Source organism: Rhodoferax sp. BLA1, from assembly GCF_013416775.1.
GTDB lineage: Bacteria > Pseudomonadota > Gammaproteobacteria > Burkholderiales > Burkholderiaceae_C > Rhodoferax.
The window spans coordinates 390928-402513 of the sequence record NZ_SZVI01000001.1 but is presented as its reverse complement, the minus strand read 5'-3'; the positions used below and the strand labels follow the sequence as shown (position 1 = coordinate 402513).

The 11586-nt window shown below is 51.9% G+C and carries 21 protein-coding genes and 1 tRNA gene; all 22 read left to right on the top strand.

Annotation, left to right across the window (positions count from 1 at the left end; translation table 11 throughout):
* The first annotated feature begins 91 nt into the window (after positions 1-91).
* The gene (gene rplN, locus FDG13_RS01985; protein ID WP_075585457.1) at positions 92-460 is read left to right on the top strand and encodes a 50S ribosomal protein L14; all 369 of its coding nucleotides are present in this window, start codon (positions 92-94) and stop codon (positions 458-460) included.
* Positions 461-469: 9 nt separating this feature from the next.
* On the top strand, positions 470-790 hold the full coding sequence (rplX, locus tag FDG13_RS01980) for a 50S ribosomal protein L24 (protein ID WP_180125122.1): 321 nt from the start codon (positions 470-472) through the stop codon (positions 788-790).
* Positions 791-792: 2 nt separating this feature from the next.
* Entirely contained in the window at positions 793-1332 is a 540-nt protein-coding gene (rplE, locus tag FDG13_RS01975) for a 50S ribosomal protein L5 (protein WP_078366923.1), read from the top strand.
* Positions 1333-1340: 8 nt separating this feature from the next.
* Positions 1341-1646, top strand: a complete 306-nt coding sequence (gene rpsN, locus FDG13_RS01970; protein WP_078365249.1) for a 30S ribosomal protein S14 — start codon at positions 1341-1343, stop codon at positions 1644-1646.
* Between the two features lie 18 nt (positions 1647-1664).
* The gene (gene rpsH, locus FDG13_RS01965; RefSeq protein ID WP_180125121.1) at positions 1665-2060 is read left to right on the top strand and encodes a 30S ribosomal protein S8; all 396 of its coding nucleotides are present in this window, start codon (positions 1665-1667) and stop codon (positions 2058-2060) included.
* Between the two features lie 26 nt (positions 2061-2086).
* Positions 2087-2620: a 50S ribosomal protein L6 gene (rplF, locus tag FDG13_RS01960; RefSeq protein WP_180125120.1), complete on the top strand. Its 534-nt coding sequence runs from the start codon at positions 2087-2089 to the stop codon at positions 2618-2620.
* Positions 2621-2631: 11 nt separating this feature from the next.
* Positions 2632-2997: a 50S ribosomal protein L18 gene (gene rplR, locus FDG13_RS01955; RefSeq protein ID WP_180125119.1), complete on the top strand. Its 366-nt coding sequence runs from the start codon at positions 2632-2634 to the stop codon at positions 2995-2997.
* Between the two features lie 17 nt (positions 2998-3014).
* Positions 3015-3539: a 30S ribosomal protein S5 gene (rpsE, locus tag FDG13_RS01950; protein WP_180125118.1), complete on the top strand. Its 525-nt coding sequence runs from the start codon at positions 3015-3017 to the stop codon at positions 3537-3539.
* 13 nt (positions 3540-3552) lie between these two features.
* Positions 3553-3735: a 50S ribosomal protein L30 gene (gene rpmD, locus FDG13_RS01945; RefSeq protein WP_180125117.1), complete on the top strand. Its 183-nt coding sequence runs from the start codon at positions 3553-3555 to the stop codon at positions 3733-3735.
* Between the two features lie 10 nt (positions 3736-3745).
* Positions 3746-4177: a 50S ribosomal protein L15 gene (rplO, locus tag FDG13_RS01940; RefSeq protein WP_180125116.1), complete on the top strand. Its 432-nt coding sequence runs from the start codon at positions 3746-3748 to the stop codon at positions 4175-4177.
* Positions 4178-4199: 22 nt separating this feature from the next.
* Positions 4200-5510, top strand: a complete 1311-nt coding sequence (secY, locus tag FDG13_RS01935; RefSeq protein WP_180125115.1) for a preprotein translocase subunit SecY — start codon at positions 4200-4202, stop codon at positions 5508-5510.
* A 10-nt stretch (positions 5511-5520) separates the two neighbouring features.
* Complete coding sequence (gene infA / locus FDG13_RS01930) at positions 5521-5739, top strand: translation initiation factor IF-1 (protein WP_078365256.1); 219 nt, start codon at positions 5521-5523, stop codon at positions 5737-5739.
* Between the two features lie 34 nt (positions 5740-5773).
* Positions 5774-5887: a 50S ribosomal protein L36 gene (gene rpmJ / locus FDG13_RS01925; protein WP_012348927.1), complete on the top strand. Its 114-nt coding sequence runs from the start codon at positions 5774-5776 to the stop codon at positions 5885-5887.
* A gap of 24 nt (positions 5888-5911) precedes the next feature.
* Positions 5912-6277, top strand: a complete 366-nt coding sequence (rpsM, locus tag FDG13_RS01920; protein WP_180125114.1) for a 30S ribosomal protein S13 — start codon at positions 5912-5914, stop codon at positions 6275-6277.
* A 19-nt stretch (positions 6278-6296) separates the two neighbouring features.
* Positions 6297-6701, top strand: coding sequence for a 30S ribosomal protein S11 (rpsK, locus tag FDG13_RS01915; RefSeq protein ID WP_078365257.1), 405 nt, complete (start codon positions 6297-6299; stop codon positions 6699-6701).
* A 76-nt stretch (positions 6702-6777) separates the two neighbouring features.
* Positions 6778-7401 carry a 30S ribosomal protein S4 gene (rpsD, locus tag FDG13_RS01910; protein ID WP_180125113.1) on the top strand — a complete coding sequence of 208 codons (624 nt, stop codon included), beginning with the start codon at positions 6778-6780 and terminating at the stop codon, positions 7399-7401.
* 101 nt (positions 7402-7502) lie between these two features.
* On the top strand, positions 7503-8492 hold the full coding sequence (gene rpoA / locus FDG13_RS01905; protein ID WP_078365259.1) for a DNA-directed RNA polymerase subunit alpha: 990 nt from the start codon (positions 7503-7505) through the stop codon (positions 8490-8492).
* A gap of 61 nt (positions 8493-8553) precedes the next feature.
* The gene (rplQ, locus tag FDG13_RS01900; RefSeq protein WP_180125112.1) at positions 8554-8943 is read left to right on the top strand and encodes a 50S ribosomal protein L17; all 390 of its coding nucleotides are present in this window, start codon (positions 8554-8556) and stop codon (positions 8941-8943) included.
* A gap of 18 nt (positions 8944-8961) precedes the next feature.
* A tRNA-Met gene (locus FDG13_RS01895) sits at positions 8962-9038 on the top strand.
* A 289-nt stretch (positions 9039-9327) separates the two neighbouring features.
* On the top strand, positions 9328-9618 hold the full coding sequence (locus FDG13_RS01890; RefSeq protein WP_180125111.1) for a hypothetical protein: 291 nt from the start codon (positions 9328-9330) through the stop codon (positions 9616-9618).
* A 20-nt stretch (positions 9619-9638) separates the two neighbouring features.
* Positions 9639-10493: a TRAP transporter TatT component family protein gene (locus FDG13_RS01885; RefSeq protein ID WP_255435027.1), complete on the top strand. Its 855-nt coding sequence runs from the start codon at positions 9639-9641 to the stop codon at positions 10491-10493.
* A gap of 26 nt (positions 10494-10519) precedes the next feature.
* Positions 10520-11533, top strand: a complete 1014-nt coding sequence (gene dctP, locus FDG13_RS01880) for a TRAP transporter substrate-binding protein DctP (protein ID WP_180125110.1) — start codon at positions 10520-10522, stop codon at positions 11531-11533.
* The last annotated feature ends 53 nt before the right edge of the window (positions 11534-11586 follow it).

Genomic DNA, 11586 nt, shown 5'->3' with positions numbered 1-11586 from the left:
GTTCACGCCGAGTGCAACGGGCCCAAGACTGATCGGAAAGCGGTTTGCGTTGTGCAGGCTTAGGTTTCTGGTGCAAGTTGGGAATAAACAAATGATCCAAACCGAATCTCGACTCGAAGTCGCCGACAACACCGGCGCGAAGTCCGTTCTGTGCATTAAGGTGCTGGGCGGATCCAAGCGTCGCTACGCCAGTGTTGGCGACATTATCAAAGTGAGCATCAAAGAAGCTGCTCCACGTGGGCGCGTCAAGAAGGGCGATGTCTACAGTGCTGTTGTGGTGCGCACTGCCAAGGGTATCCGTCGTAGTGATGGCTCTTTGGTGAAATTTGATGGCAATGCAGCGGTGCTGCTGAATGCCAAGCTGGAGCCTATTGGCACCCGCATCTTTGGGCCGGTAACCCGTGAACTGCGTACTGAGAAGTTCATGAAGATCGTGTCCTTGGCTCCTGAAGTTTTGTAAGGACTCCTCATGAACAAAATTCGCAAAGGCGACGATGTCATCGTGTTGACGGGTCGTGACAAGGGTAAGCGCGGCAAGGTTGCGCTGCGCAGTGATGACTCTCATCTGGTGGTTGAGGGTGTCAATGTGGTTAAAAAGCATGCCAAGCCCAATCCTATGAAGGGTGAGGCTGGTGGTATTGTTGAAAAGACCATGCCGATTCACCAGTCCAATGTTGCCATTTTTAATGCGACAACTGGCAAGGCTGATCGGGTTGGTATCAAGTTGCAGGCTGACGGCAAACATGTTCGTGTTTACAAGTCAAGCGGCGAAGAAATCAAGGTGGCATGAACATGGCTCGTTTGCAAGAACTCTATCGGGAAAAGCTGGCTCCTGAGTTGATGGCCAAATATGGCTACAAGTCACCAATGGAAGTGCCTCGCCTCACCAAGATCACCTTGAATATGGGTGTGAGTGAGGCGGTTGCTGATAAGAAGGTGATGGATCACGCTGTGGGCGATTTGACCAAGATTGCTGGTCAGAAGCCTGTGGTGACGATGTCCAAGAAGGCGATCGCTGGTTTCAAGATTCGTGAAAACCAAGCTATTGGTTGCATGGTGACCTTGCGTGGCGCTCAGATGTATGAGTTCCTGGATCGTTTTGTTACTGTGGCTTTGCCTCGGGTGCGCGATTTCCGTGGTATCTCGGGTCGTTCTTTTGATGGCCGTGGTAACTACAACATCGGCGTGAAAGAGCAAATCATTTTTCCTGAAATTGAGTACGACAAGGTGGATGCCCTGCGCGGTCTCAATATCAGTATCACAACAACGGCCAAAACCGATGATGAGTGCAAGGCGCTGCTCGCAGGTTTCCGTTTCCCCTTCAAGAACTGAGGTGATCTGTGGCTAAGATGGCTTTAATCGAGCGTGAGCTCAAAAGAGACAAACTGGTTGCCAAGTACGCAAAAAAACATGCGGAATTGAAGGCGATTTCCAACGATGCCAAGCGCACCGATGAAGAGCGTGCTGCTGCCCGCTTGGGTCTGCAAATGTTGCCTCGTAATGCCAACCCGACTCGTCAGCGTAACCGTTGTGCAATCACTGGTCGCCCGCGTGGCACCTTTGCGCAGTTTGGTTTGGCTCGGGCCAAAATTCGTGAAATGGCTTTTGCTGGAGAAATCCCCGGCATGGTCAAGGCCAGCTGGTAAGCGGCAGGAGACATAGATATGAGTATGAGTGATCCTATTGCCGACCTGTTGACGCGCATTCGCAATGCGCAGATGGTTGCCAAGACTTCTGTTCGCGTGCCTTCTTCCAAGGTGAAAGTCGCAATTGCCCAAGTTCTGAAGGACGAAGGTTATATCGATGACTTCAAAGTCAATACCGTAGACGGTAAACAAGAGCTTGAAATTGCTTTGAAGTATTACGCTGGTCGCCCGGTTATTGAGCGTATTGAGCGCGTTAGCCGCCCTGGTTTGCGTGTCTACCGCGGTAGCGATGCGATTCCGCAAGTGCAAAACGGCCTGGGCGTCGCGATTGTCACAACGCCCAAGGGTGTGATGACTGATCGCAAAGCCCGCGCTACCGGTGTCGGTGGCGAAGTGCTTTGCTACGTCGCCTGATGCGTGACATTTAGGAGTAACAGAACATGTCTCGTATTGGAAAAATGCCGGTTGCCATTCCTGCTGGGGTGGAAGTGGTTTTGTCTGAGACGCAAGTGAGCGTCAAGGGTGCAGGTGGTTTGTTGTCGTTGGCTCAAAACAGCCTGGTCAAAGTGGTTAGCGAAGGCGGTAAGGTGAGCTTTACAGCTGCTAACGACTCTCGTGAAGCGGATGCCATGTCCGGTACCTATCGCCAGTTGGTCAACAACATGGTGATTGGTGTCAGCAAAGGTTTTGAGAAGAAGCTGACCTTGTTGGGCGTCGGTTACAAGGCGCAAGCCCAAGGTAGCAAGCTCAATTTGGTGGTCGGTTATTCACACCCTGTCAACAAAGATATGCCTCAGGGCATTACTGTGGCAACACCGACACCTACTGAAATCGTGATCAAGGGTGCTGATCGCCAGCGCGTTGGTCAAGTTGCTGCTGAAATTCGCGCCATTCGGCCGCCTGAGCCTTACAAGGGCAAAGGCATCCGTTATGCGGATGAAAAAGTCGCGATCAAAGAAACGAAGAAGAAATAAGGAGCCGCACTATGTTGACCAAAAAAGAACAGCGTCTTCGCAGAGCTCGTCAGACCCGTATCAGGATCGCGAACCAGGGTGTAGCGCGCTTGACAGTGAATCGCACCAATTTGCACATTTATGCCAGCGTGATTTCTGGCGACGGCTCCAAAGTATTGGCCACTGCCTCAACAGCCGAAGCAGAAGTGCGTCAGTCTTTGGGCGCATCGGGCAAAGGTGGCAACGTGGCTGCAGCTCAAATTATCGGCAAGCGTGTGGCAGAAAAAGCCAAGGCAGCTGGTGTTGAGAAGGTGGCATTTGATCGGGCGGGATTTGCGTACCATGGCCGCGTCAAAGCGCTGGCAGATGCAGCACGTGAAGCTGGCTTGCAGTTCTAAGCAGATCGGAAATTAAGATGGCTAAAGTACAAGCGAAGATGCAGGGTAAGGCTGAGGGTCCTGAGGACGGTTTGCGCGAAAAAATGATCGCGATCAACCGTGTGACCAAAGTCGTCAAGGGTGGTCGTATTCTTGGCTTTGCAGCACTGACTGTTGTTGGTGATGGTGATGGCACTGTTGGCATGGGCAAAGGCAAATCGAAAGAAGTGCCTGCAGCTGTCCAGAAGGCAATGGAAGAGGCCCGCCGCAACATGACGAAAGTCTCGTTGAAGAACGGTTCGATACATCACAAGGTGATGGGTCAACACGGTGCAGCATCTGTGATGATGGCGCCTGCTCCTAAAGGTACCGGCATCATTGCTGGTGGTCCTATGCGTGCGGTGTTTGAAGTGGTTGGTATCACTGACATCGTTGCCAAGAGCCATGGCTCCAGCAATCCTTACAACATGGTTCGTGCAACGCTCGATGCCCTGTCGCATGCAACAACCCCGTCGGTGGTTGCAGCCAAACGCGGCAAGACCATCGAAGACCTGTTTGCTTGATTGGAGAATCTAGATGACGATCGAAAAAAAAGTAACAGTTCAACTGGTGCGTAGCCCGATTGGCTGTGCAGCGTCCCACCGAGCAACCGTTCGTGGTCTGGGCCTGCGCAAGATGCGTAGCACCAGCGAGTTGGTTGATACGCCTGAAGTGCGTGGCATGATTAACAAGATCAGTTATCTGGTCAAGGTGCTCTAAGAGGTTCATGATGGAATTGAATGGCATTAAGCCTGCTGATGGCGCTAAACATTACAAGCGGCGAGTTGGCCGTGGTATCGGGTCCGGTCTAGGTAAAACAGCTGGTCGTGGACACAAGGGTCAAAAATCTCGTGCTGGTGGCTACCACAAGGTGGGTTTCGAAGGCGGTCAAATGCCTATGCAACGCCGTTTGCCCAAGCGTGGATTCAAATCTGCTTTGCTCAAATTCAACGCTGAAGTCACGTTGTCTGCTCTGAACCTGCTTGATGTTGCTGAAGTGAATTTGGTTGTTCTCAAGCAAGCTGGTTTGGTGGGCGAACTTGCCAAAGTGGTCAAAATCATCAAAACTGGCGAATTGACAAAAGCAGTCAAACTGACCGGTATTGGTGCTACTGCAGCAGCAAAAGTGGCTATCGAGGCCGCTGGCGGCTCCTTGGCTTAATTCGTATTCGAGATAATTGCACGTGGCAACGAGTTCGGCATCCGTAGCTAAGACAGATAAGTACGGCGATTTGCGTCGTCGTCTTATATTTTTGTTGCTGGCATTGGTGGTTTACCGTGTTGGTGCACATATCCCTGTGCCTGGCATTGATGCTGCGCAGTTGCAACAATTCTTCAACGGCCAACAGGGCGGCATTCTGGGCATGTTCAACATGTTCTCAGGTGGCGCATTGTCCAGGTTTACTATCTTCGCATTGGGCATCATGCCCTATATCTCTGCATCGATCATCATGCAGTTGATGGGGTATGTATTGCCAGCCTTTGAACAGTTGAAAAAAGAAGGTGAAGCTGGTCGTCGCAAAATCACTCAATATACGCGGTATGGAACGCTCGGTTTGGCTTTGTTCCAGTCTCTGGGGATTGCAGTAGCCTTGGAAAGTTCAGCTGGTTTGGTGATTTCTCCTGGCTTTGGTTTTCGTGTGACAGCGGTTGTGACCCTGACTGCGGGTACGATGTTTTTGATGTGGCTTGGCGAGCAAATTACTGAACGTGGCTTGGGTAATGGTATATCGATTTTGATTTTTGGTGGTATTGCTGCAGGTTTGCCTAACGCCATCGGTGGATTGCTGGAGCTGGTTAGAACTGGCGCGATGAGTATCATTGTTTCTTTGTTCATCATTGTTCTTGTTGCCTTGGTGACTTACTTTGTGGTATTTGTTGAGCGAGGACAGAGAAAAATTCTTGTGAATTACGCCAGGCGGCAGGTCGGTAACAAGGTTTACGGTGGTCAGTCTTCTCATTTGCCCTTGAAGCTGAACATGGCAGGTGTTATCCCTCCGATCTTTGCGTCGTCGATTATTCTGTTGCCGGCTACTATCGCAGGTTGGTTCAGTTCCGGTGAGTCAATGCGTTGGCTGAAAGATATTGCTGGCTCTTTGTCACCGGGGCAGCCTGTCTACGTGATGTTTTATGCAGCAGCGATTATATTTTTCTGCTTTTTCTACACCGCGCTTGTGTTTAACAGCAAAGAAACTGCAGATAACTTGAAAAAGAGCGGTGCCTTTGTTCCTGGTATTCGCCCTGGTGAAAATACCGCTAAGTACATTGATAAGATTTTGCTGCGTTTGACATTTGTTGGCGCGATCTATATCACGTTGGTTTGCTTGTTGCCTGAATTTTTGATTTTGAAATACAACGTTCCATTCTATTTTGGTGGTACTTCACTGTTGATTATTGTTGTTGTGACTATGGATTTCATGGCACAAGTTCAAAACTATTTGATGTCCCAGCAATATGAATCTTTATTAAAGAAGGCTAATTTCAAGTCTTCTTGAAATGTTGATTATGGCAAAAGACGATGTTATTCAAATGCAAGGTGAGATAGTTGAAAATCTCCCTAATGCAACCTTCAGAGTGAAATTGGAAAATGGCCATGTTGTGCTGGGTCATATCTCCGGGAAAATGAGGATGCACTACATCAGGATATTGCCTGGGGATAAAGTCACGGTTGAGTTAACACCCTATGATTTGACCAGAGCAAGAATTGTCTTTAGAGCCAAGTAACAAGTTATTGTTTGGAATTGTTTAGGAGAATGAAATGAAGGTTTCGGCTTCGGTTAAGAAAATTTGCCGTAACTGCAAGATTATTCGGCGCAAAGGTGTTGTTCGCGTGATCTGTACAGATCCTCGCCACAAACAGCGTCAGGGTTAATTGCAAGAGTTATAGAGGAACAAAATGGCACGTATCGCTGGTATTAATATTCCGCCGCAAAAGCACTCTGAAATTGGTTTGACTGCCATTTTTGGTGTTGGTCGTAGTCGCGCACGCAAGATCTGTGAGGCCTGTGGGATCGACTTCTCTAAGAAGATCAAAGATCTGACGGACGCAGAGCTCGAAAAACTGCGTGATGAAGTTGGCAAGTTCACGATTGAAGGCGACTTGCGTCGCGAAACAACCATGAACATCAAGCGCTTGATGGACATTGGTTGCTACAGGGGGTTTCGCCACCGCCGCGGGCTGCCGTTGCGTGGTCAACGCACCCGTACCAACGCGCGTACGCGTAAAGGGCCGCGTAAGGCCGCAGCGTCCCTCAAAAAATGACATTGACTGAAAGATAACTATGGCAAAAGCACCCGCCAATAACGCAGCACAACGTGTCCGCAAGAAAATCCGCAAGAATGTTGCTGATGGTATCGCCCACGTCCATGCGTCATTCAACAACACCATCATCACTATCACTGACAGACAAGGCAATTCGTTGTCTTGGGCATCATCTGGTGGTCAAGGTTTTAAAGGTTCACGCAAGTCGACACCATTTGCGGCTCAAGTTGCTTCTGAAGTTGCTGGCAGGGCTGCTATTGAGCAGGGCATTAAGAACCTTGATGTTGAAATCAAAGGTCCTGGTCCAGGACGCGAGTCTTCTGTTCGTGCACTTGCCGCGCTCGGTATTCGCATCAATATGATTGCAGACGTGACGCCGGTGCCGCACAACGGTTGCCGTCCTCAAAAGCGTCGTCGTATCTAATTTTTCAACCAAGCCCACCGCCACGGTTCTACCGTGGCTCCCGCTTTTTTGCGGTAGCTGATTTAAAGGATTTCAAGTGGCACGTTACCTAGGCCCAAAGGCCAAACTCTCTCGCCGTGAAGGCACCGATTTGTTCTTGAAGAGCGCACGTCGCTCTATTGGGGACAAAGCAAAATTTGACTCCAAGCCTGGTCAGCACGGCCGGACTTCTGGTGCTCGTACTTCCGACTTCGGTCTGCAGCTGCGGGAGAAGCAAAAAGTCAAACGCATGTACGGTGTGTTGGAAAAACAGTTCCGCCGTTATTTTGAAGAAGCTGATCGTCGCAAGGGCAATACAGGTTCTAACCTGTTGTTCTTGTTGGAAACGCGTTTGGACAATGTGGTCTATCGCATGGGCTTTGGTTCTACACGTGCTGAAGCGCGTCAATTGGTGTCGCACAAAGCTGTTCTCGTCAACGGCAAGTCAGTCAACATCCCGTCTTACATGGTGAAGGTTGGTGATGTGTTGTCTGTGCGTGAAAAGTCAGCTAAGCAGAATCGCGTTGTTGAGGCGTTGCAGTTGGCTCAACAGGTTGGCATGCCCGCCTGGGTTGATGTCAATGCAGAGAAGGTGCAAGGCGTTTTCAAGGCTATCCCTGACCGTGACCAGTTTGCGGCAGATGTGAATGAATCCTTGATCGTTGAACTGTATTCACGCTAAGCCGAGTCAGTTACGGGTTTGAGATACAGGCCTGTACAGGCCTTTGGTCGTCTAGTCAGCCTTACCGATGTAACGAGTCGGGGGTATTGAGAGGAAAATTCATGCAAAGTAGTTTGTTAAAGCCAAAAGCAGTTCAAGTTGAACAACTGTCAGCGCACCGGGCAAAAGTGGTGCTTGAACCTTTTGAGCGCGGCTACGGCCATACTTTGGGAAATGCGTTGCGTCGGGTGCTGTTGTCCTCCATGCCTGGTTATGCGCCAACTGAAGTGACGATTGCCGGTGTGTTGCACGAATACTCTTCTATCGATGGTGTACATGAGGACGTTGTCAACATCCTTTTGAACCTGAAGGGTGTTGTATTCAAGTTGCATAACCGTGATGAGGTGACACTCAGTTTGCGCAAAGACAGTGAAGGTGTTGTCTCTGCAGGAGACATTCAGACGCCGCACGACGTTGAAATTGTGAACCCTGAGCATGTGATTGCCAATTTGGCAGCCGGTGGCAAGCTGGATATGCAGATCAAGGTTGAAAAAGGTCGCGGTTATGTGCCTGGCACTTTGCGCCGTCACGGTGATGAGTCTTCCAAGTCCATCGGGCGTATTGTCTTGGACGCGTCCTTCTCCCCGGTTCGTCGCGTGAGTTACACCGTGGAAAGCGCTCGTGTTGAGCAGCGTACCGATCTTGACAAGTTGATTCTTGACATTGAAACCAACGGCGCAATTTCAGCTGAAGATGCCGTGCGAGCGTCAGCAAAAATTCTTGTTGAGCAATTGGCCGTGTTCGCACAGCTGGAAGGTGGCGACATTGATGCCATCGTTTCTCCATCTTCTCGGGGTAATGCCCAGTTTGACCCGGTGTTGTTGCGCCCGGTTGATGAGTTGGAGTTGACGGTTCGTTCAGCCAACTGCCTCAAAGCAGAGAATATTTACTACATTGGTGATCTGATCCAACGCACTGAAAACGAGTTGTTGAAGACACCTAACCTGGGACGTAAGTCTCTGAATGAAATCAAGGAAGTTTTGGCGTCTCGTGGCTTGACCCTGGGAATGAAACTTGAAAGCTGGCCTCCGGCCGCACTTGAAAAGCGTTGATTTAAAACGCCTCGGGCAGTACCTGATACGGCTGCTTGTTAAATAAACTAAGGAAATTACCATGCGTCACGGACTCGGACTTCGTAAACTAAATCGCACCTCTTCTCATCGTTTGGCTATGTTGCGCAACATGATGAACTCGCTTATCGAGCATGAAGTCATCAAGACCACTGTGCCTAAAGCCAAGGAACTTCGTCGTGTTGTTGAGCCGATGATCACATTGGCCAAAGAAGCCACGGTTGCCAACCGTCGTTTGGCTTTTGATCGTTTGCGCGATCGTGACAGCGTTGTGAAGCTCTTCAACGAGCTCGGCCCACGCTTCAAGGCGCGTCCGGGCGGCTACACCCGCATCTTGAAGATGGGTTATCGCGTCGGTGACAACGCGCCTATGGCTTTGGTTGAATTGGTTGATCGTCCTGCAGCTGTTGAGCCGATTGAAGCCGCAGAATAGGTTATAATTTAAAGCTACCGCGCGATGGAGCAGTCTGGTAGCTCGTTGGGCTCATAACCCAAAGGTCGGAGGTTCAAATCCTTCTCGCGCAACCAATCAAATCAAGCACTTAGCTTGTATCAAAGGCCCGCTTTATGCGGGCTTTTTGCTTTGTGTTGGCACAGCCTCGTTGATTGCGCATTCGACGCTGGTTTTGTGTTGCTCATCGCAGGCGTATGCCATTGTTAGCCTGTGGAGCCTGGTCTGAACGTCGCTGTGATTCAGCTACGACGTCCGTTATTTCGACGCGTGCGCAGTCTTTGCCGTGTCACGAATTCTTCATGTTGTCTCTGCATACTGCCATCGGCATCCTGCCAGATTCAGCGAACCCGTGGAGAAAACAGCATGAACCAACACACCGACACCGCATTCGGCGCCGACGATGCATTTTTGCCGCAGGATACGGACGTTGATTTTGAGTCGGTGGGTGATCACCACCGTGCGGCGGCTCACCATTTTGCCGCTGCGGCGCGGCACCATTTGGCTGCGGCCGCGGCAGATGACGAAGGTGATACCGAGACCGCCGATCGCCATTCGTTTCTGGCCTACCGTCAACGCCTCAATGGGGTGCAATACGCTGAAATTGCTGTCATGGACAGTGAAAGCGCCGAAGACGTGATTGAGAGCGGCCTCTGAAACCAGCGCTTCGTCTGGGCTTGTTGGCGCTGTTGTTGGCGCTGGCCGCCTGTTCACCGCGCCAGCTGATTCTCCAAGAAGCCGCCACCGCACTGGCCACCCAGGGTCAGGCGCCAGAGGACGACCTGGTGCTGGCGCGCGAAGCCAGCGCGTTCTACCTCAAGTTGTCTGAATCCGTGCTGCGCGAAATACCGAGCAATGTGCCCTTGGCGGTGGCTGTCGCCTCTGGATTCACCCAATACGCTTACGCCTTTGTGCAGTTCGACGCCGATCGCCTTGATGTCAAAGACGCCCGGGCGGCACAAAAACTGCGTGAACGTGCGGCTAAGCTGTACCAGCGCGCTCGGCGTCATGCCATGACCACGCTTGAGCTTCACATCCCTGGTTTTACCAAAGCCCTGGCCAGTCCAACGCCACAGCAATGGCCGAGTTTGGTGCCAGATCAGGTGGACTTGGCGTACTGGGCTGCCGCATCCTGGGGCGGGCAAATTGCCTTGTCTAAAGACCAGCCCCATGTGGTTGCCGATCTGCCATTGGCCATGCGCTTGGCTCAATTGGCTTATGCGGCAGCGCCGCAAGCAAGCCGGGGTGCATTGGCCAGCCTGATGGGCACGTTTGAGGCGGCTCGGCCCGGTGGCTCAGGACAGCGCGCGGTGGACTATTTTGATGAGGCGATTGGACTGGATGGTCGCGTCAGCGCGGCGGCGTATGTTGCCAAGGCCGAGGCGATTGCCTTGCCTGCGGGCGATCGGCCAGCGTTTGAGTCTTTGCTGAAGCAGGCCTTGGTCACCAGCGCCACCAACCCCGACTTGTCAAACAGTGTGATGCGTGAACGAGCGATTTGGTTACTGGACAACACAGACGATCTTTTTTAAGTGTTTGCATGATGTATTTTTCAACAATGAGGCGCCAGCTTCTCGGTACGGCCTTTGCCGTTTTGGCCGCCTTGAGCAGTTTGCCCGCACACGCTGCCACCAAGCAGCTGCGCATTGGCACTTTGGCACCCAAAAATTCGCTCTACCACCGCCAGTTGCAAGCCATCGGTGAGGCCTGGCGCACAGCCCAGGGGAGTGATGCCAAATACCTGATCTACACGGACGGCAGCCAAGGTGGTGAAGCTGAACTGGCGCGACGCATGCGTATTGGCCAACTGCAAGCTGCGTTGATGTCGGTGGTGGGGCTGCGTGAGATTGAACCCTCCATTGCAGCCCTACAAAACCTGCCCTTGCTGTTCAAAAACTGGGAGGAAGTGGACTACGTGCGCGAGAAGATGCGCGCCGCTATGGAAAAGAAATTTCTGGACAAAGGTTTTGTGGTGCTGGCCTGGGGTGATTCGGGCTGGGTACGCTTCTTCTCCAAAGAGCCCGCGTTCAGCCCTGCTGACTTCCTCAAAATGAAGTTCTTTGCCTGGGGTGCCGAGTCAGAGCAGCAAGAGATCATGAAAAGCCTGGGTTACACCCCGGTGCCGCTGGAAACCAGCGACATTCTCCCGGCGATCCAGACCGGCATGATCTCGGTGGTGCCCTCCACCCCGTACTTTGCTTTGGCCAGTCAGATCTATAACACCGCGCCCAACATGTTGGAGATCAACTGGGCGCCGATTGTGGGTGCTTTGGTGCTCACCCAAAAAGCCTGGGACGACATGAGCCCGGAGGCCCAGCAAACGCTACGCAGTGCGGGTGACAAGGCCGGGCAGATCATGCGCACCCAGGCTCGCCAGGAAGTGGAAGACGCCGTGACCGCGATGAAACAACGGGGTCTGGTGGTCAACAAACCGAAGCCTGAGCAGATGAAAGAGTGGTCCGCCCTGGCCGACAAACTTTACCCGCGCATTCGTGGGCGCATGGTCCCGGCTGACACCTTTGATGAGGTGTTCTTTCACCTCAAAGCCTATCGGGCCAGTCAAGGGCGCTAGTTGTGACAGCGCCAAACTGGGCTCGCTGGCCGCGCCTGCAACGATGTGACGAG

Bases quoted from the DNA above. Each gene is read 5' to 3' on its own strand.
- rplN (WP_075585457.1), top strand. From the start codon at position 92: ATGATCCAAACCGAATCTCGACTCGAAGTCGCCGACAACACCGGCGCG.
- rplX (WP_180125122.1), top strand. From the start codon at position 470: ATGAACAAAATTCGCAAAGGCGACGATGTCATCGTGTTGACGGGTCGT.
- rplE (WP_078366923.1), top strand. From the start codon at position 793: ATGGCTCGTTTGCAAGAACTCTATCGGGAAAAGCTGGCTCCTGAGTTG.
- rpsH (WP_180125121.1), top strand. From the start codon at position 1,665: ATGAGTATGAGTGATCCTATTGCCGACCTGTTGACGCGCATTCGCAAT.
- rplF (WP_180125120.1), top strand. From the start codon at position 2,087: ATGTCTCGTATTGGAAAAATGCCGGTTGCCATTCCTGCTGGGGTGGAA.
- rplR (WP_180125119.1), top strand. From the start codon at position 2,632: ATGTTGACCAAAAAAGAACAGCGTCTTCGCAGAGCTCGTCAGACCCGT.
- rpsE (WP_180125118.1), top strand. From the start codon at position 3,015: ATGGCTAAAGTACAAGCGAAGATGCAGGGTAAGGCTGAGGGTCCTGAG.
- rpmD (WP_180125117.1), top strand. From the start codon at position 3,553: ATGACGATCGAAAAAAAAGTAACAGTTCAACTGGTGCGTAGCCCGATT.
- rplO (WP_180125116.1), top strand. From the start codon at position 3,746: ATGGAATTGAATGGCATTAAGCCTGCTGATGGCGCTAAACATTACAAG.
- infA (WP_078365256.1), top strand. From the start codon at position 5,521: ATGGCAAAAGACGATGTTATTCAAATGCAAGGTGAGATAGTTGAAAAT.
- rpmJ (WP_012348927.1), top strand. From the start codon at position 5,774: ATGAAGGTTTCGGCTTCGGTTAAGAAAATTTGCCGTAACTGCAAGATT.
- rpsM (WP_180125114.1), top strand. From the start codon at position 5,912: ATGGCACGTATCGCTGGTATTAATATTCCGCCGCAAAAGCACTCTGAA.
- rpsK (WP_078365257.1), top strand. From the start codon at position 6,297: ATGGCAAAAGCACCCGCCAATAACGCAGCACAACGTGTCCGCAAGAAA.
- rpoA (WP_078365259.1), top strand. From the start codon at position 7,503: ATGCAAAGTAGTTTGTTAAAGCCAAAAGCAGTTCAAGTTGAACAACTG.
- rplQ (WP_180125112.1), top strand. From the start codon at position 8,554: ATGCGTCACGGACTCGGACTTCGTAAACTAAATCGCACCTCTTCTCAT.
- FDG13_RS01890 (WP_180125111.1), top strand. From the start codon at position 9,328: ATGAACCAACACACCGACACCGCATTCGGCGCCGACGATGCATTTTTG.
- dctP (WP_180125110.1), top strand. From the start codon at position 10,520: ATGAGGCGCCAGCTTCTCGGTACGGCCTTTGCCGTTTTGGCCGCCTTG.